The organism is Flexithrix dorotheae DSM 6795 (genome assembly GCF_000379765.1).
Classification (GTDB): domain Bacteria; phylum Bacteroidota; class Bacteroidia; order Cytophagales; family Flammeovirgaceae; genus Flexithrix; species Flexithrix dorotheae.
On sequence record NZ_KB903487.1, the window covers coordinates 1 to 19,858 of the forward strand.

16 protein-coding genes and 1 tRNA gene are annotated in these 19,858 nt (G+C 36.0%); 2 read left to right on the top strand and 15 right to left on the bottom strand.

Annotation, left to right across the window (positions count from 1 at the left end; translation table 11 throughout):
- From A3EM_RS47815 to A3EM_RS0133685, 11 genes are all read right to left on the bottom strand, one after another.
- On the bottom strand, window positions 1–162 hold a 162-nt coding region (locus tag A3EM_RS47815; RefSeq protein ID WP_342663075.1), incomplete at its 3' end, for a sigma factor-like helix-turn-helix DNA-binding protein.
- Window positions 163–283: 121 nt separating this feature from the next.
- Window positions 284–601, bottom strand: a complete 318-nt coding sequence (locus A3EM_RS0133630; RefSeq protein WP_020532656.1) for a hypothetical protein — start codon at window positions 599–601, stop codon at window positions 284–286.
- Window positions 594–1,094, bottom strand: coding sequence for an RDD family protein (locus A3EM_RS0133635; protein ID WP_020532657.1), 501 nt, complete (start codon window positions 1,092–1,094; stop codon window positions 594–596). The genes A3EM_RS0133630 and A3EM_RS0133635 overlap by 8 nt, the downstream gene beginning before the upstream one ends.
- Before the next feature lie 179 nt (window positions 1,095–1,273).
- Window positions 1,274–2,851 carry an outer membrane protein assembly factor BamB family protein gene (locus tag A3EM_RS0133640; RefSeq protein ID WP_020532658.1) on the bottom strand — a complete coding sequence of 526 codons (1,578 nt, stop codon included), beginning with the start codon at window positions 2,849–2,851 and terminating at the stop codon, window positions 1,274–1,276.
- A gap of 447 nt (window positions 2,852–3,298) precedes the next feature.
- Window positions 3,299–4,171 (bottom strand): DUF2911 domain-containing protein, encoded by an 873-nt coding sequence (locus tag A3EM_RS0133650; protein WP_020532660.1) that lies wholly within the window; start codon window positions 4,169–4,171, stop codon window positions 3,299–3,301.
- A 105-nt stretch (window positions 4,172–4,276) separates the two neighbouring features.
- The gene (locus A3EM_RS0133655) at window positions 4,277–4,696 is read right to left on the bottom strand and encodes a hypothetical protein (protein ID WP_020532661.1); all 420 of its coding nucleotides are present in this window, start codon (window positions 4,694–4,696) and stop codon (window positions 4,277–4,279) included.
- Between the two features lie 33 nt (window positions 4,697–4,729).
- Window positions 4,730–6,385, bottom strand: a complete 1,656-nt coding sequence (locus tag A3EM_RS0133660) for a S41 family peptidase (RefSeq protein ID WP_020532662.1) — start codon at window positions 6,383–6,385, stop codon at window positions 4,730–4,732.
- Window positions 6,386–6,603: 218 nt separating this feature from the next.
- Window positions 6,604–7,416 carry a S1 family peptidase gene (locus A3EM_RS44490; RefSeq protein WP_020532663.1) on the bottom strand — a complete coding sequence of 271 codons (813 nt, stop codon included), beginning with the start codon at window positions 7,414–7,416 and terminating at the stop codon, window positions 6,604–6,606.
- Window positions 7,417–7,720: 304 nt separating this feature from the next.
- Window positions 7,721–10,570, bottom strand: a complete 2,850-nt coding sequence (locus A3EM_RS0133675; protein WP_020532664.1) for a M16 family metallopeptidase — start codon at window positions 10,568–10,570, stop codon at window positions 7,721–7,723.
- Between the two features lie 386 nt (window positions 10,571–10,956).
- Window positions 10,957–13,461, bottom strand: a complete 2,505-nt coding sequence (locus A3EM_RS0133680; RefSeq protein WP_020532665.1) for an ABC transporter permease — start codon at window positions 13,459–13,461, stop codon at window positions 10,957–10,959.
- Window positions 13,462–13,527: 66 nt separating this feature from the next.
- Entirely contained in the window at window positions 13,528–14,250 is a 723-nt protein-coding gene (locus tag A3EM_RS0133685) for an ABC transporter ATP-binding protein (RefSeq protein ID WP_020532666.1), read from the bottom strand.
- 471 nt (window positions 14,251–14,721) lie between these two features.
- Between A3EM_RS0133685 and A3EM_RS0133690 the strand changes: the two genes are divergently transcribed.
- Window positions 14,722–15,438 (top strand): arylesterase, encoded by a 717-nt coding sequence (locus A3EM_RS0133690; RefSeq protein WP_044240698.1) that lies wholly within the window; start codon window positions 14,722–14,724, stop codon window positions 15,436–15,438.
- Window positions 15,439–15,450: 12 nt separating this feature from the next.
- Here the strand turns inward: A3EM_RS0133690 and A3EM_RS0133695 are convergent.
- Window positions 15,451–15,524 (bottom strand) — tRNA-Arg (locus tag A3EM_RS0133695).
- Between the two features lie 356 nt (window positions 15,525–15,880).
- On the opposite strand from A3EM_RS0133695, the gene A3EM_RS0133700 reads away from it, so the two are divergent.
- Window positions 15,881–17,305, top strand: coding sequence for a hypothetical protein (locus A3EM_RS0133700; RefSeq protein ID WP_020532668.1), 1,425 nt, complete (start codon window positions 15,881–15,883; stop codon window positions 17,303–17,305).
- Between the two features lie 50 nt (window positions 17,306–17,355).
- Here A3EM_RS0133700 and A3EM_RS0133705 read toward each other — a convergent pair whose 3' ends face one another.
- The 3 genes from A3EM_RS0133705 to A3EM_RS0133715 form a co-directional block, all read right to left on the bottom strand.
- Entirely contained in the window at window positions 17,356–17,859 is a 504-nt protein-coding gene (locus A3EM_RS0133705; RefSeq protein ID WP_020532669.1) for a GbsR/MarR family transcriptional regulator, read from the bottom strand.
- A gap of 85 nt (window positions 17,860–17,944) precedes the next feature.
- Window positions 17,945–18,355 (bottom strand): DUF1573 domain-containing protein, encoded by a 411-nt coding sequence (locus A3EM_RS0133710; RefSeq protein WP_020532670.1) that lies wholly within the window; start codon window positions 18,353–18,355, stop codon window positions 17,945–17,947.
- Window positions 18,356–18,445: 90 nt separating this feature from the next.
- Window positions 18,446–19,858 carry an ATP-dependent DNA helicase gene (locus A3EM_RS0133715; RefSeq protein WP_020532671.1) on the bottom strand — a complete coding sequence of 471 codons (1,413 nt, stop codon included), beginning with the start codon at window positions 19,856–19,858 and terminating at the stop codon, window positions 18,446–18,448.

Here is a 19,858-nt window from a genome sequence, read left to right on the forward strand (position 1 = left end):
CAAGGCCATATACTGATTGACAGTATTGCGGCTGATACCCAGGGTTTTTCCGATTTTACGGTTACTCAACCCATCTAAATGTAGCGTAATAATTTGTTTTAAATCCATAGGATCAAGTTTATTTGCCATATCACTGTCTTTTTTTTCAGCGATATAACACATTATACCTGATCTTTTAAAGTGGCACAGTTTAATCCGAAACCGATGGCACAACTTAATCCGAAAATGGCACAGTTTGAACCGAAATTACTGGCACGGTTCACTCCGTTTTTACTGGCACTGTTTAATCCGGTTTATCCACATAGAAAAAAGGTAAGGAAATGGACGACAAAACCAGAACACCTGAAGAAATATTGATATTGTATTTAATTAGCTGAGCATATTTTTCCCTTTTGAACAAACAAAATGTTGAAACAATTAAAAAGGGAAGAAAAGCAGGAATCATCAATAAAACATTGAAAATACCCATGGGGCTATCCCTCAAAGAAAAATCGGAAATTAAAATGAAGCTTATAGTAAAGCCAATTAATTGGTAAATGCTGAGGTACTTATTTATCCTTTTCAGGTTCATAGTTTGCCATAAAACCTGGTTTTTATTCATAATCGCCAATATCTCTCCAGTCATTATCTTCAATCACTTTGGTTTGAGACCAGCTGTCATGCCATCCCTTTGAATCTTCTCCCAAAAAAGAAAAAATTTCAAATGGAACTAACCTTATCAAATTTCTTTTTATTGAGGTATTCAAATCTATCCTCCTATTGTCAATTGTAACAGCACGAGTTTTGGTTAATAGTTTTCCCAATGTCTTTCCCTTAAAAAGGTATTCCTGAAAAGTGTAATAGGCTGTGATTACTACTAATCCAGTAAGCCATTCCAGTATTTTTGCCTCTGCACTTATTGTTTCTTCTTCTAAAAAATCTTCATTTCCATAAGCAACGGCTAAAACACCAATGATTATTCCGATTATTGAAGAAAAAATAAGGTAGCCTATCAAATCAATTATATAATTCCCAAATCGTTTCCCCTTACTTGCTATTGTATAAGTTCGCTCAGGATTATCTCTGCCTTCTAAATAATCAAGTACATCGTCCATTATGTGTTTTTTAATGTTGCTAAAGAATTGAATTAGGATATATCTAAATTTATTAATGATAAATTGTATTTGCAATAATTATGTTTTTATTATTCTGTAAAGTATGGTTAAAGGAGTTTAATGTTCTGATTGAAATATTTGATGCTTCCCAAAGATACCAAACATTAAATGGTTGAATTCTATTCTTCTCCAATACAAATCAAATGCTTTAAAGTACGGTGATATAGTTTCCCATTGGCAAATGATGGTGTATTCACCGACCAGGTTTCCCCTTTCGGCCCAAGGTCATTCAGACTGATAAAAGCAGTTTCATCAAAATCTTCTGTGGAGGCATCAATACAGTAAGTCAGGCCTAACATGGTGGTAAAGAAAATTTTATCATTAATGGCTATCGGGTTGCCATTGAAGTTCCAATGCCAGCCATCTCTTCGTGACCGCTTATCGTGGGCAACATCCAGACCTTTATTATTAATATTTGTGGTAGTGAGTTCGGTATTCCAGATATAGGACTTCTGACCATTATTATAAGCCACCTGAACCGGAACTTGCAAGTAAGTTGTTTTTCCTGTTTTTAAGTCCACTCTGCCAATGGAATATTCAGGTCCAATATTTTTGCGATACTTTCCCCTTTTAAAACAAAGGAAAAAAAGCTTGTCATTTACGATAATATTAGTGAACCAGGCTGGAAAAACATTTAGTTCAAAATCTTGCTGAATATCAATGTTTTCCTGTAAATCATACTTTCCTGTAGAATCATTATAGCTCCTGATATCTACACCGGATGTCAGGGAGATTTTCCTTTGTAATTCCCCGGTTTTGGCATTAATAAGATGGATTACGCATTCTTTCTCTGTATACCAGACTGCATAATCCTTATTCCAGGTGGCATGATATAGTGCTAAGCCTTCATCGGTTTGATACTGCCAAATGGTTTTCCCGTTTTCCAGATCTATTAAAGAATATCCTGTAGGTTTTTCAGGAACTTGATGATGCCCTCCTCTTCCTATCATTAAAGCCGATTTCCCTTTTTCAGTTTTGCCAAAAAATGGCGTATTGTAGTGGGTAAGGGCATCTTCGGAAATCCATAAAACTTTTCCTGTAAGTTTGTCGAGACCATAAATATAATTCCAGCCATAAACCCTTTTTCCATCCTTTTCCCAGTAGGTTTCCATATTCAGAATGGTATTGCTATCAAGAAGTGGCTCAAATTGTTTGTTGAAGGGAAAATGCACACTTTCTAATTCCTCCACAGGTTTCCAGGTTCTTTCCCATTGTTTGTTTCCCTCAAAATCGAAACAGGAAAGGTTGCCACTGGCATTATAAAACCAGACATGTTTACCATCCGTGACCGGGCCTGGGGTAGAAGAATCACTAAATCCAGACATGTATTCTGATTTCACACTTCCTTTCAGTTCGTTTTCCCAAAGTATTTTTCTCTCCTTGGCATCCAGGCAAAGTGCCAGGATATCTGCACCTTTTATTTCCTTCTGTTCTTCTTCTAAATGATTGAGGGGTTTCATGACGGTCAGGAAAATTCTGTCCTCCCAAACGGTAATACCACTTTGTCCGCCTTCAGGCAGTTCTGCTTTCCAAAGAATGTTTTCCCCGGTAGTGACACTAAATGCTGTGGGAACAGGATCATTTGTAGTGACAGTCCAGTTGCCATTTGGCCCGGCAGGCTGAGGCCAGTTGTTTTCATTTCCTTTTGGAGCACATGACCATAGCAATAGGAAAATAAGAAGTGAAAAAAGTTTCATAAAATGAGTTTATTTGTAGTAATTTAGTAGGGTTTCCACACCAAAAAGTAAAAGCTTATTTTTGGAAGTTTTAGCACCTTTTTAGATTTTATTAATGACTTTTCACCCAAAACTTCAATATTAAAATATAAGCAAAGGATGATAAATTAGCTTTTGTCTATTTTTCCAGTCGATGAAAAATAGACGAAAAAATCTTGCCTTCAAAAAGGTTTTCCGAGAAATTTAAGTAGGTATCTGCAATCCTTTCTCTCTAGGGACTTGAAAAAAATTATCAGTACCTGATAGTCTTTCCCCCACTAATTTTGAAGGCGTTTTACCTAATTTACACCATTATCATAAAATGGTTTTTTTTAATGAAAAGCAAAAAAAGCTTTACCTTCTTTTGGAGTACCTTAGTAAATTTTGGTGCGGAAACCTTAGTAATTTAGGTGAAAAATGTGAGATAAGTTAGAGTTTTGTTAAGGACATTATTCTCTTATAATCAGCTTCTAATTGGTTAATTTCCCTAGCCCGATTTCCTTTTTCCTTTAGCATATCCACAGTCTTATTGATTTCTTCCATTGCATTATCATAAAGCTTCAGTTTTTCGTAAATCCTTATTTTAAGATTTCTAGCCCATTCGTTTTGCTCATCTAATTCAATAGCCTTTTCAGCTAATTGTAATGCCAAAGCGAAATCTTTACTTTGATAAATTAAAAACTCTACAGCACCAGCATAAATATCCGAATCCTTATGAAGTCCGGTCAGTAATTTTTCTTCAATTAATTTTTCAATTTCCTCATTGGTGGAAGTTTCAATATCAAAATGTAACTGAATATTTGCCCAGGAAATGTACAATTTCGAGTTGTTATTGATTAGCTCGATATCGAATGTTAATGTCTCATAGAACCTGGGTGATTCATAAGAACTAACCGAAAATCTGGCAACATCCTTTTTATAATCGTAGTCATAACTGCCATAAAGCGTAGTATCTGTATTTAAAATAACCATCCATTCTACAGGGTTTGGGATGGTAAACAAAGAGTAATTCCCGGCTGGAATTGCCTGACCACCCACAATTACTGGTTTGTTGAAATTAATTTTTGTACAATATCCGGCTCCAGTTCGCCACACTTTATTCCAGGGCACTAATTCTCCTTCTCCAAAAATCTTTCTGTTTCTAACTGAAGGTCTTTCATAGTCGATTTCAATTAAAGTATTTCCTACTACCTGGGAAATATTCCCTTTTGGGCTTAAAGAAGGATAAGGATACTCCTCTTCCTGAGCAGATAATTGGAGGCTTAATAAAACGAAGCAAAAAATAAGTATTTGGGTTTTCATTCTTTATGGCAAATATTTGAGATAAAAAATATTTGCCTTAAGTTACCGACTTCATGAAAGAATTTCCAAACGATGAATAACCATTAGGATATCTTTAACAAAATCTCAGTTTTTTACTAAAGTCTTTAGCCTATTGGCTACCCTAAGTTCAATAATAGCCAGCAAAACTACAATTAAAACTTCACCAAGAATATAAGCCCACCCCCACAAAGTGATGATATCAAAATGAAAGACGGCAAATCCTATCGATAGAAAACAATACAGCATATTAAAAATGGCAATTCCTTTTAATAGCCCTGCGTAATTACTTTTTTCTGTCCGGTAGCTGAAAAAATCATAAATGGCAAAAAGAACCGGAAAAGCGGCCAGCAGATATAAAGTTGAAGCAGGAATACCAAAAATAGCCTCCAGTTTCACCAATATAATTCCCAACAAAAACGCAGACGAAATCGCCCCTAAGCCATCTATTAGGAAAAGCTTTTTTGGATTTTCATAAAAGAGACTTGTAGCCTTTTTGAACATCATTTTATGGTCTTGTGGATCGCCTTGGCTCTTGTTTTATAATTCACTTAAAAATTCAATGGCTTTTTCAAGTACTTCATCCCTTCCATCTTTTATTCCCTGAATCGTAGGTTTCACTTCAATGTCGATTTTAACTCCTTTCCTTTGGGTTTCGGTTCCGTCTGGGTAAAAAATACCAATACCACTTATGGCAGTTTTAAACCCACCAACCATATCAAATCTACTGACGTTTCCATCTGCTCCGGAGGTCTGACTGCCCAATGTAGTGACATTATCTCCTGTTTGTAAACACATTATTGTGAATTCTGAATGACTTTGTGAGCTTTCATTGACTAATAAAATAATCTTCCCAAGATACTTCAAATCACCATTAATTCCACATTGGTTTCCATCTCTCCAAATAAATTTTCCTGGATAATCTAAATCAGGGTAGGTTACTTTGTAAAAGTTATTTTTCTTAGATGAAATATGAAGGATTAATGAATATAAAGTACCTTTTGGATAATTTCTCAAATCAAAAATAATAGCTTTAGTGTCATTTAAAGCTTCCATAGCCTCCTCCACATCTTTATTCTTAATTACGCCCATATTTATATAGCCAATGTTTCCCTCAAGCACTTTAAAAGGCTTTCTTTCCTTCTTGTTGAAATTAAAATCCTTTCTCAAATACCTTTTTATGGATTTAGAATGTGTTTTCCCATCTCTTGTGTACTCGATGTTTATTGAGCCAGAGGAACCCATAAAAATGACATGAGATCCAATATATTTTTTCCTTGAGACATTTGAACCATTGATATATTTTTCCTTTTCTTTAAAAACTTCCCAGACGTCTTTGTCATCAATTTTTGTAATGACATCACCAACTCTAAGGTCATCGATTCTTGCTAAAGAATCATCATAGAATCGGGTAAGCACAGCCTTATTATCAATTAGTTTGAACCCGGCAGGGACTAAATAGTATCCCCAAAAACTTTCTGTTATATCGCTGAAAAAATTGGCATGGCTATCATCTAAGTTTATGATTAACTCCAGCATTGCCAAATGAAAATCCGTTTCGGATTCCGGATACAAAAATTTTGGAATCATTGTGTTTAAAACTTCCTCCCAATCCGTATCAGTCTGGTATTTATAAGGAAAAAAATATTCAACAATATTCCAATATCGGAATAAGGAAAGCAATCTTAAATTTTCATCCTGCCAGTCAAAATCCTTGTAGTCAATTTCATTTGTTATTATAATATTTCTAACCCTTTTAGCCTGGGACACATAATGTTTTTTGCCCTGATGTCGATTGTCTTCTATAAATTTTAACTTTTCGGTAAGATCAGGTGTGAAAAGCTTGTTATTTTCCATCCAGGATAAATCGAAATTTTTACTGAAGTATTCCAATTCCGGCTCATTTCCACAGTTTTTACATTCCTTTACCTTCCCAAGTCGATCAATCCAGTTAATATAGATTTGAGATAATTGTGTTTTGCTTTCAGCTTCTTTTACCTTGGGTAAAACCTTAAATAACTCTTCATCCCAATTATACTTTCCCTTAGCCACCGAAGGATGATAATATTTCAAAAACCCCCAAACCTGAGCAGTAGCGGCTAGTTTTTCAGTTTCTGCTAATTTATCTTTAGCAAAAATAAAGGAATGTGAAACACACAGAATTAAGCATAATAAGGCGGTTTTAATATTTTTCATGAAGAGCACAATTGAACTTTAGGTAAAATATAATTTACCATTATTGTAAAAAATAGAATTTTAAGTTAGTGTTTTTCTTTTTAATGTTAATACATGGAAGTGAGTTGCCTTAATGTCGAAATTATAATTGTTTTTTGAGGTGTTGCTTGCTGGTTTCAGTTTAATACCTGCAATGGGATGGTGAAACCTTGGGATAAATTTAAGTTTGTAAATTTGATCTATGGGACAATTTTTTTGTCTAATTGATTTCCATTAATTATTTCTTCAATTACTCTAGCTTTCCAAATTATTCCCAATTGTGCGTCAAAGTTGTTATTTGTAACCAACCTACCTGAGTAAACACCAACAAAACCTTGGATAAGACCTATTTCTGCGCCCTCTGTGGGAAAACCATTTTCAAATCCATGAATGCCTGTTCTTCGAAAGATTACTGGAGAACCAGACATTCCTGGTCTAGAAGCTGTATCCACAAGTATTTTTGGAAGTTTATCGATGAATAAATCAGGTTCTGTAGCGATACTTCCTCGCTTCCAAATTGGGAAATTTCCTCCTCCTTTAATTGAATAAGGAAAGCCTAAAATATAAATGTCGTCAGCAATTTCTAATTTATATTCATCAAAACATATTTTATTTAAGGGTTTTAGGATAGCTTGAGAGTCATTGGAAAATTTAAGTTCAAGAGCAATAACATCAACTTTTTCGCAATGTTCAGGATGTATAAACCATAATGGATTATTGTTTTCGTCATATAAACTGAATGAGAAGTCTTTCCAGAGAATGTGGGGTTTTGTTCTACACAAAAGCTTCAAATTAATTCTATCTGGAATTCCTCCATGGCTACTTAAAAACTCTTTTGTATCTGGGTTTCTACCTGTCAAATTGTGCCAATTGGTAATTAAATAATATTTTGATTTTTTCTCAAAAATAAATCCTGTTCCATTAGCCAGAGTTATCATAGTTTCAGAAAATACCATGGTAATAGGTATTGAGCAATAAGATAGTGGGTTGATTTCTACTTTAAGAGGTGGCATTTTTTTGAAATAAGCTGTTGCTCAAATTGTTATTGAATTTTATAAAAAAACCAATTAAATTATTATTTTCCTATAAAACACAACTAAAAAATATGGTAATACTTTGTTGATAAAAACAAAAAAAGCACTTGCTGGTTTCAGTTTAATACCCGCAATGGAATGGTGAAATCTTGGGATAAATTTAAGTTTGTAAACTTGAGAAATTGCTAAGCTTAAGTTGCAAACTTAAGCCAGGAGGGCAGGAAGAAAAAAGAAGAGCTGCAGAAAATGCAGCCCCTGCTTAGATTAAAGTTTTTGTAAATTCCTACTTCCCTCCTTCCTTAGTCTCAGGATAGAGTACGATTTGGGCGTAGTTATCGAAATTGAAATATTGCTTTGCTGTATCCTTTAGTTCTTCGGCTGTCATGGCATCTATTCTTTTGGCGTAATCCATGATGTCTTCGTATTCCCTGCCATAGATATAATGATTTCTTAGCAGGCTCAACCAGGTGCCATTTTCCTTCAGCCCTTCCTTCATTTCCAGTTTTTGGGTTTCTTTTATTTTTACCAAATCTTTTTCCAAAGGTCCTTCTTCCTGTAATTTTTTAATTTCCCCAAATGTAGCATCAATCAGAGCCTGCACATTTTCTGGTGAACAGGTGAAATTGATGTTGATGGAATAATTTTCAACTGGAAGTTGCTGTGCTGATCCATTGGCCCGGCTTCCATAAACACCACCCATTTCTTCCCTTAATTTTTCAGTCAGTTTTATTTGCAGAATTTCCGTAATCGATCTGATTTTATAGGCTTCTTTTCTGGAATATTCCAAATCTCCGGTAAAGGCTAAGGTCACCTGGCTTTTGGCATCAGCTCCTTTTTTTACTTCCTCTTTCACTACACCCTCAGGATAGCGCATGCCCACATCTTTCCAGGTTTCATCTCTTTCAATATCAGGGAGGCTTCCCAAATAGGTTTCCAATAATGGTTTTATCGTTTCTACATCAAAATTCCCAACCAGAAAGAAAGTAAAATCGCTTGCATCTTTAAATCGTTCCTGATAAACTTCAAAAGCTTTATCCAGGCTGATGGCATCCAATTCCTCCATTGTCGGAATTCCTCCTCCCCTTGGATGATTCTGGCTTAAAATTTTTGATACTTCATTGGAATAATAATAATTTGGATCAGAAAGCAGGTTTTGCATATAAGCTTTAAGTCTGGTCATGTATCCCTGAAATGCCTCAGGATCTTTTCTTGGAGCCGTAAAATACAAATGCGCCAGCTGAAACATGGTTTCCAAATCTTTCGGAGAACATCTTCCTGAAAGTCCTTCCGTAAGTTGCCTGATATAAGGATTTACTCCGGCAATTTTTCCGGTAAGTAACTTTTGAACATCAGTAATGGAATGTTCCCCAATTCCTCCCTGGGAAACTAAAACGCTTGCATTACTAGCCGATTGGTAAACCTCATCCGGATAAATGGAACTTCCGCCAAAACTAAATCCATCGAACAAAATTTCATCATTTTTAAAATCAGTAGGCTTTAAAACCACTTTGGCTCCATTCGATAGAGTTAACTCTGTGACACCATGGGGCTTTTCCACAGAGGCAGTTACTTTTCCCGGTGTGGGAATATTTTCCATTAAAGCTGCCGAAGCCAGATTATCCACATAGGGTTCAATATTCTTTTCATCTACTTCATTTAAGATCGCCAAAACTCTTTCTTCGGAAGGTATTTCCACTCCTTCTTTTTCCGGAGCAGTGATCACCACTACCCTGTTTTCCTCAGTAATCCATTTTTTTGCCAGTGCATTCACCTCATCAAGTGTGATAGATGGCAGAATGGCTTTTACAAAACCAAATTCGAAAGCTATGCCTGGAATAGGTTCGTTTTCCAAAAAATTCCGCTGGTATTCCCCTACATATGCACCTGATTCTGTTTTGTCTCTTTCATTGTAGGCTTTTTCGTAACTGGCCATCATTTGCATTTTATACCTGGATAATTCTCCTTCAGTAAATCCATGAAGCATCACCCGTTTATTTTCTTCTAACAGGGTTTGCAAACCTTTTTCTACCCCATCCTCTGCAGTACCGGCATAAGCGTAATAAGCATCTTTTGTTCTGATAAGACCACCATATCCGGAGCCACCGAAAATAAATGGAGGATTTGCAGATTGCGTTAATTCTCGCAGCCTCATGCTCAGCATGCCGTTGTAAAGGGACTGTACAATTCCGGTTTTGTAATCAGCCAGTGTTTTTTGTGCTTCAGTATCATGTTTATAAATTACCTGAACCTGAGTGTTGGAAGCTTCTTTGTCAGTTACTATGGCTACTAATGTTTCCTTGTGGTCAGGCACATCATATACTTTTCTTTCTTTCGGATTGGAAACCGGTTTAATTTTTCCAAAGTGTTTTTTTACCCTGGCTTCCATATCTTTTAAATCCATATCTCCTACCACTACAACCGACATTAAATCTGGCCGGTACCAGTCATTGTAAAAGTCTTTAATGGTTTCCGGTTTGAAATTCTCTAAAACTTCTACTTTCCCAATAGGAAGCCTTTCCGCATATCTGGAATCTTTAAAGAGAATGGGGAAATATTTTTCCTGCATTCTGGCATCAGGTCCCAAATCTCTCAATCGCCATTCTTCTATTACTACTCCCCTTTCTTTGTCAATTTCTTCCGGTTCTAAAGTGACATTATGTGCCCAGTCTTCTAAAATCTGAAAGCCATTTTCCACTACTTCTTCTTTGTCGGAAGGAATAGGCAGAATGTAAACGGTTTCATCAAAAGAAGTGTAAGCGTTGAGGTGAGCACCAAATTTTACCCCTACAGATTGCAGGTATTCCACCAATTCATTTTTTTGAAAATTTTCAGTACCATTAAAACACATGTGCTCCATAAAGTGGGCAAGGCCTCGCTGGTCTTCATTTTCCATTAAAGAACCTGCATTGAGTACCAGCCGGAGTTCTATCTTTTCTTCAGGCTTTGCATTTTTTCTTAAATAATAAGTAATGCCATTCTTAAGTTTGCCAATTTTCACATTGGGATCAACCGGGATTGGTTTGCTGAGATCGGCAATGTCAATTTTAGGTACCGATACTTTTTGTGCATTTACCTGGAAAAGGATAAAATAGCTTAAAAAGAATAATATAAGTTTAAAAAAATGCCTTTGCATAATGAAATTGGTTTCTGAGCAAGGTTAAAAATTAAAAAATGCTCTTATTAAAGAATCAAATAAGAAGTTTCCTGATAATAACACTTTGCGGTGATGCTTAAAAACAGTTAACGGAATTCGCAGCAGGGTCTGCATTTTTGCGACCCTGCCTTCAATTTAGCACTCTGCCAACTTGCAGGGTCTCTCTGAAGAGAAGACACTGTAAAGAAATGGAGTACTTTTGCTAACTATCACCGCAATCCGGTATAATCAAGAAGTTTCTATCCGAATATTCCGGCTTTAATTTCAGATGTCCAAATTTTATCCTTTTAAAAAGGAAAGAAAATCAGGTTTGAAATTAAATATTATAAGTATTTGTAAATAAAGTTCAAGTTGAAAAACAATTCCTAAACCTCCGATCGAAGAATTTCCAATGGAGGTTTGCCCAAAATTCCCCTGGTATTTAACATTCCAATGATGACTGTTAAACCTGTAATGATGGCTAAAACTATCAGGGAAGGAACCGGGTCGGGGACAAAGGGCGAATCGAAATTGAAATATGCCAATGCCCAGCTTCCGACAAGCGCCAGTATTATTCCTGATAGCGAGGCAAGACTTCCCAAAAAGAAATATTCCAATGCATTTATTTTCAAGACCTGTTTTCTGTTAGCCCCGAGTGTTCTGAGTAAAACACTTTCCTGAATTCTTTGATATTTACTGATGATGACTGAGCCAATTAAAACCAAAATCCCGGTTACAATACTGAATAAAGCCATAAAGCGAATGACAAAAGAAACTTTACCCAACACATCGTCAAGGGTTTTTAAGATTAAGGCAAGGTCTATAGATGAAACGTTGGGAAAAGATTTAACAAGTGCCTGCTGAAATTTGGCTGATTGTTCGTCCGATTTCACTCTGGTGACTACTACATGGAATTGGGGAGCCTCTTCCAATACGCCTTTTGGAAATACAATCAGGAAGTTAGTTTGTACCCTGTTCCAGTCTATTTTCCGGAAACTGGATACATAAGTTTTTACAGGAGTTCCCTGCACATTAAATAAAATTTCATCTCCTAATTTTACATGCATTCTTCGGGCAAAACCTTCATCAATAGAAATAAAAATAGAATCATTAAAACTTTCAATTTCCCCTACCCAATTGCCTTTCTCCAAAGTTTCTGAATCTATTAGTGTATCCCTGTAGGTCACCCGGTACTCTCTATTGTAAACCCAGGTATCGATCTCGGAAGTGGTATCCTGCTCATTTTCAAATTTGGTTACCCCGTTAATTTCCTGCACACCAATATTTACTACAGGTACTTTTTGAATTAAAGGCATATCAAATTCTTCTACCAGTTTTTCAACCTCATCTTTTTGAGGAGTCTGGATATCGAATAACACCATATTGGGTTGATTTTCACTCGCAGAAAGTTCTACTTTATCCAATAACAAACTTTGGGTGAAAAATAAAGTGGAAATAAGGGCAGTTCCCAGCCCTATGGATACAATTAAAATTAAAGTCTGGTTATTTGGGCGGTACAAATTGGCTATGCCCTGTCGCCAAACATAACTCCAGGATGCCGGGAAATACTTTTTAACCAACCACATAATGAGGCGACCAATTCCAGTGAGTATCAAAAAGCAAAGCGCAATGAATCCGGTAAAGAAAAAAGCTTCTTTAATTTCCCTAATTTGCAAGTATGCAAATCCAAATATAAAAATGGCAATGGCCAGGAAAGCCAGCCACTTCAGTAAATCTTTGGATGAACTATCTTCTTCAAAAAATGCCCTTAAGGTTCTTAATGGGGAAATTTTCCTTACAGTAAGCAAAGGAAGCAAGGCAAATAAAATAGAAACAATAAAGCCTGAAAAAATTCCTTCGGCAATGGCAATCCAGGAAATGGAATAGCTGACTTCCAGGGGAAGAAAATCCTGTAATACTTTGGGAAGAATCACCTGAATTCCACTTCCCAATATTGCTCCCACAATAGATCCAAATAATCCCATGGCAGAAATCTGGAATAAATAAATCAAAAATGCTCCGGTCCCTTTTACGCCCAGGCATCGTAAAACCGCAACCGTTCCTATTTTTTCCTTTATGTAAATGTGTACTGCACTGGCTACTCCCACACATCCCAGCAGCAGTGCTACAAATCCCACCAGATTGAGAAATTGGGTTAAATCAGAAAATGCTTCTCCAACATTCTCCTTTCTTCCTTCTACAGTTTCATACCTTAAAGATTCTGTTTTTAAAAATTTTTTTCCTTTCTCAACTACTTCCTCAGTCCTTTCCTCAGATTCGAATTTATAGTAATAGGTGTAATTAATCCGGCTTCCTTTTTTTATGAGTCCGGTTTCTTCCAAATATTTTCCGGGAATATAAACTGTAGGGGCAATGGTGGCATTGAGTCCGATTTCCCCTGGTGCTTTTTCTAATCTTCCCGCAATTAAAAAGTTGAGCTTACCAATTTTTACAGAATCCCCTACATCTGCTCCAAACTGAATTAAAAGTGTATTGTCCACCAGCGCTTTTCTTCCATTTCTAAAATCCCTTGCAGCGCTTTGCGGAACAGTTTCAAATTCCCCGTAAAATGGAAAATCGCCTTCCAAACCTTTAATTTGAATCAGTCGGGTACCATCCGAAACGGGGAAATAGGCCATAGAGGCAAACCGTACTTCATTGGCCTTGAATAAAGCAAGTGTATCAAAAAAAGCATGAACAGAATCACTCATGGGTAATCTTCCTCTTACAGAGAGATCCGCACCAATAAGTGATTTTGCCTGATCATCAATATCATTTTTCAGGTTATTGCTAAAAGAATTAATAGCTACCAGTGCAGCAATCCCCAAAATGATGGAAGAAGTAAATAACAATAACCTGGAGCGGTTTTTCCGGCTGTCACGCCATGCCATTCTGATAATCCAGGAAAGATTTGTGTTGGGTTGAGGTTCCAATTTTTCGATTAGTTTGATCAGGTTTTAGCCTTGTTTTAGTTTAATAGCATTTGAAGCAATTCCACTTTCAGTAAGTTGGTCTGAAACTAATTTCCCTCCCTTTATGCGTACAATTCTTTGAGTTTTTGCTGCCAGTTCCAAATCGTGGGTAACCATTACCAGTGTAGTGCCCAATTCTTTGTTAAGGTTAAAAATCAGGTTTTCTACCTTTTGCCCGGTTTCTTCATCAAGGTTTCCGGTAGGTTCATCGGCAAAAAGAATTTGAGGACTATTAGAAAAAGCTCTGGCAATAGAAACCCTTTGTTGTTCTCCTCCTGAAAGTTGTGTGGGATAATGGTCATCCCGATCGGCCAGACCAACTTTGTCTAATAAATCGAGCGATCTTTTTTTAATATTTTTTTCTCCCCTCAATTCCAAAGGTACCATTACATTTTCCAGAGCGGTTAATGTAGGAATCAATTGGAAGTTTTGGAAAATAAAACCCACATATTGGTTTCTTACATAAGCTCGATCGTCTTCACTCAGGTTATCCAAAACAATATCATTCAGAATTACAGAACCCGAGGTGGCCCTATCCAAACCAGCACAGAGACCAAGCAGGGTGGTTTTTCCACTTCCTGAAGGTCCCACTATAGAAAAAGTTGAGCCTTTTTCTATGGCAAAATTTACAGCATCCAACACGGTAAGTAATCCGCTATGACTTTTATATTGTTTAGTTAAATTTTCAACTTTTAAGATTTCCGACATTATATTTTTAGAAATTTGGAATTTTTATCGATTTGAAAAGAATTATGGAAATAAAATTGATAATTTTGAATTGAATCTGAAGAACACAAGGGTTCTAAACTTTTTAGAAAAAATTATTGCTTTTATAGTACCTGTCGACTAAAAATTAAGGTTTTAAAATTGCAAAACACCAAAACAGAAGTTTGAAATTTTATTTTTTTTAACAATTCAAATTAGTCATTCATCTTCCTTTGAAACTGTATTAAAAACAAGCTAAATTTAAATAAGTTTATTGGTAAAAAGATATAAACTTTACATTAGAGGTAAATTGAACTGGAAATTCATGATTTTTTAACATTGAATTGAAACGTGAGACTGATATCAGATTACTCCGGTTATTTCAATTTTTTCTTTGTATTTCAAGCAAACTCTGGACGCAGCAAATTGGTTTCCATTATAAAAAAATCGATTACATTTTTAAAAATATCTGGGATGAAAAGAAATTGGATATCATTATTAAGTCTACTTTTTCTAATTGCCTGTAGCTCAAAGCAAAATGACTCGAAACCAGAGGTTTCAAAGGATGAAAAAGTACAGCCCAATCTGGAAGAGGAAAATAAAGTTGCTGAGAATTCTGAGCTAAAAACGGTTATATTTTTCGGTAATAGCCTAAGTGCGGGTTATGGACTTGATGAACCCGATAAATATTCTTTTCCGGCTTTGATCCAGAAAAAGATAAATGAAAAAGGCCTTCCCTACAATGTGGTGAATGCCGGGTTGAGCGGGGAAACTACTGCTGCCGGACTTAACAGAATTGATTGGATTTTAAAACAACATGTGGATGTTTTTGTATTGGAATTAGGTGGAAATGATGGTCTCAGAGGGATTCCAACTACAGAATCCTATAAAAATTTACAGGGAATAATAGATAAGGTAAAATCGAAGAACCCTGAAGTGAAAATTATTTTGGCAGGAATGGAGGCTCCTCCAAATATGGGAAATGATTACACTTCAGCATTTAGGAATATGTATCCTGAATTAGCAGATAAAAACCAGGTGGGTCTTATTCCATTTTTGTTGGATAAAGTAGGTGGGGAAGCCGATTTAAATCAGTCAGATGGAATTCATCCAAATGTGGATGGTCATGCCATAGTTGCAGAAAATGTTTGGGAAATATTAGAGGGAGTATTAGAAAAGGAAAGCGTATAAAGAAGAGAAAAGCGCATCCGGAAGGATTCGAACCCTCAACCCCCGGAGCCGAAATCCGGTATTCTATCCAGTTGAACTACGGATGCGTTTTATCTAAATGATAAATTAATGCAAGTGTTCAATAATATAATTAATAAACAGGGCATTAATTTTTTAGAAGTGCAAATGTAAAAATATTTATTAAATACATGATAAAAATTTTCATTATAATTTGCCTTACTTATTAACCATATACCACCTTACACATTCTTTTAAACCATAGCTGTTTGATAATGAGATCATTTTTCTCAAACTAATAAACAACCACAAGTGGTACCAGAAGCAAATTAAATTTTATAAAATGGTTTTAATTAGTTTATTACCAGATAGTTAAATTATAAAGGAATTTAGTGGACGGGACACTAATACTCAATTTAAAATAAACCTGCTAATCATTTTTTCAATGGAATTTAAAAAGAAATTAACCACAAAGGAAAAGGCATTACAAATAAATCTTGATTCTCAAATTTATGGTTCTTTTGCCGAAATAGGAGCCGGGCAGGATACGGCAGCCAATTTTTTTAAAGCAGGTGGGGCTTCTGGTACAATTGCCAAAACAATGTCGGCCTATGACATGGCATTTTCAGATGCAATTTATGGTTCGGTGCAAAGTGGAAGGTATGTTTGTGAACCGAGGTTAATAAAAATGCTGGAGAAAGAATATAATCTTTGTGTAAAAAGATTACAGCATAAGGCACCAAATTCTACATTTTTTGCTTTTGCCAATACCGTAGAAGCCCTTAATTTCAGCAGGACTAATGAGGGAAAAGGCTGGGTTGGCTTGCGGTTTCAACTTACCCCGGAAAGTGAGCCCAACGAATGTGTGATTCATATCCGAATGTTTGACAATGATCCAATTTTGCAGCAACAGGCCCTGGGAATAGTTGGGGTAAATCTGGTGTTTGGTTGTTTTTATCTGAATAAAGATCCAGAAGCTTTGTTGAATTCTTTGCTGGATGAACTGACCTCTCATAGAATGCAAGTTGATTTTTTCAGACTAACTGGCCCTGATTTTCCTGACGTGGATAATCGGATTTTTAGCTTGAAATTGGTGAAAAACGGATTGGCAAAGGCTACTATGTTCGGGCCAGATGGAAGTGTATTGCAACCCGCTGAGGTCTTATACAAGAAAAACATTCTGTTATTAAGAGGAAGATTCCGACCGGTTACCAATGTAAATATTGATATGTTGGAAAAAGGATATGAACTATTCAGAAATGAGGAGGATGTAAACGAAGAAAATATTATTGCCCTTGCCGAACTAAACCTAAGTGATCTCAAGGACCCGACTAAAGGCCAGATAGATGAAAAGGATTTTCTGGACAGAGTGGATATTCTTTGTTCACTTGGACAAACCGTTTTGATTTCCAATTACCCGGAATATTTCAGGTTAACTTCTTATTTGTCCAAATTTTCCAGGAAGAAGAAAATAGGACTAATTTTAGGTGTTTACAACTTCGAAAAGATTTTCATGGAAAAATACTATGAAAATTTACAGGGTGGTATTTTAGAGTCATTTGGGACGCTTTTTGGAGGAAATGTGAAGCTTTATGTTTATCCATCATATGCAAAAGGAAGCCGGGAAATTATTTTCTCTGAGGATATTAAACTTCCCGATCACTTAGTGCATTTGTTTATGCATCTGGTAGCCAATGATAAAATTGAAAACATCACAGACTTTAAGGAGGAAAACCTGCATATCATTTCCGATGAAATATTAAAACTCATCAAAAAAGGTGAAGATGGTTGGGAGACTGCTGTACCTGAAATTGTAGCCAAAACTATTAAAAAAGAAAATTTATTCGATTTTCCCGTAATTGCCAGATAATATAAAAGGCCGGTTTTGAGAAACCGGCCTTTTGTTTTTAGGTTTCCATTTCACTTAAATAGTTTTAAGAGAAAATTGAAAAACCAGTTTTTGTTGGCGGAAATTATTTTATTTAACATACTTTCCGCTTTTGTAGAAAATACATTCAATTCACTCATTATTTTTTCAAATTCCTGAACCTCGTCAGGCTTTCCCCCTTCAAGTTTTCCAATCTGGCTAAGAGATCTCATCATAGGGTCCAATTCTCTTTTTTTTCTTTGCTCAATAATATGTTTGGACAATTCCCAAATATCCTTTTCAGCGGTAAAATATTCTTTTCTTTCCCCGGGAATGAATTCTTTAAAGACTATCCCCCAATCAATCAGTGCACGAATGTTCATGTTGGCATTTCCCCTGGAAATCATCAAATCCTCCATTACTTCCTCTGTAGAAAGCGGTTTGGGGCTAATAAGCAATAAGGCATGGATTTGGGCCATGGTTTTGTTAATTCCCCAGTTAGAACCCAGGGTGCCCCAGGTCTGAATAAATTTTTCTTTAGCTTGTTGGAATTCCATTTTTAAGAGGTTAGTAAGTTTTGAATTTTCAGGAAACTATGAAATAAAAAGTTGTTCGATAAAAAATTTCATGAATTCCCTAGATTTAGTTTTGCTTGGCAGGAAGCACATTTGTGGTAATTTTTACCCTGGTCTGTGGAGTTTCGGCATTAGAGTAAATAGTGATGATTTTGTTTTGAATTCCAGATTTTCCCCTGCTATCAAACTTAACCAAAATTTCACTTTCCTTTCCTGGTAAAATAGGTTCTCTGGACCAGTTGGGGGCAGTGCACCCACAAGTAGTGGCCACATTTGTCAACAGCAAAGGAGCCGAGCCTGTATTTTTTAAAATGAAGGTATGCTGAACTACATCCCCCTGGTAAATATCTCCAAAGTCAAATGATTCCTCCTCAAAATGAATTTTTGCAACACCTTTGTTTTCAGGTGTTTGAGAAAAGGTTATAGATGAAATGAGGATGAAAAAACTAAAAGAAAATATAATTTTTAATGCGTTCATTTTTATTTGATTTAGAGTTTATCCAAAGGAAAAATTAATTAAAGATGGGCGGATTACAAAAGTAAAGTTCCTGATTTGTTTATTAGTGTATCAGATGAAAAAATTGTTGGGGAAATTTACAAAGAATAATTCAGAAGTACTTCTGGTGATCGCTGTATAAATCCATCGCATAAACTCTACATCCATTTGACCTTCCTTATAATAGCCAAGGTCCACAAATACGGCATCCCATTGCCCGCCCTGGGATTTATGACAGGTAAGTGCATAAGAAAATTTTACCTGCAGTGCATTGACATACGGATCATTCCGAACCGCTTTCATGATTTCCTTTTCATCACCTAGCTCGGCATAGGATTCTAAAACTTTTTCATAAACCTGATTACTTTCTTCAAAAGTCAGGTTTGGGGAAAACGAATGCAGGGTATCTAGATAAATTTTAGCATCAAAATAAGGTTCATTGGGGTAATCCAGAAGTCGAAGCGTTAAATCAGCAAATCTTGCCCCATGGATTTCCTCAAAATTTTTCACCTTCATCACTTCCACAAATTCACCATTGGCCAGAAACCCGGCAATGGAGTCCAGAGGTAACCAAAAATAATTGTTTCTAACAATCATTAAATAATCACCTGCCGAGATTTCTTCTTCCCGAAAGAGGATTTGATTTCGGATAAATTTATTATAAAAGGTAGCTGATTTGTTTGAGCGACAGATTATACAGGTGTTTTCAACACCAAATTTATCATAAGCATATCTTAAGCCGTCCTCCATTTTCTGGCTGGTCATCCTGAAAGTATCCGGAAAAGCTTTAGTCTGGAGATTTAAATGGAGAGCATTAGATGCAATAAGTTCCCTTATTCCGGTAGCATTTTCCAAAATACCGGATTTTTCTTTTTGCCTGACGACTTCGGTTAAGGTAAATTCATTTACACAAAGTGAAAAATCATTAATTAATACCTCAAAGTTTAAGGCTGCACTAATATTTTGTTTCACTGGAGGGAGCTGAGCTGTGTCTCCCACAAGAAGGAGTTTGTTCCCCGCACCCGGGTCTTCAAAAATAAATGAAACCAATTCATCCAGCAGACCGCCTTTTTTATAATTTTCTGAGGAATTATCAATCATCGAAGCTTCATCGACAATAAATATCGTATTTCTGGAATAATTTTTTTGTCTTTTGAAAAACAGCCTTCCGGTATTTGGGTCTTCTGTTTGTTTGAATAAAATTTTATGGATAGTAAATGCTTTCCTTTTGGAATAGGAAGACATGATTTTGGCGGCCCTTCCAGTAGGTGCCATCAGAATAGATTTGATCTGGAAATTCTTTAAGGCTTTTACCAGAGCACTAACCATAGTGGTTTTCCCAGTTCCGGCATATCCTTTCAGCAGAAATGTACTTTTCTGATCTTTTTGATTGATAAAAATATCCAGTTGGTGAAATAGGGTTTTTTGCCCCGGTGTTGGAGCAAACGGGAAATTCCTTTCCAGTGATTCTTCCGCCTCAATCAT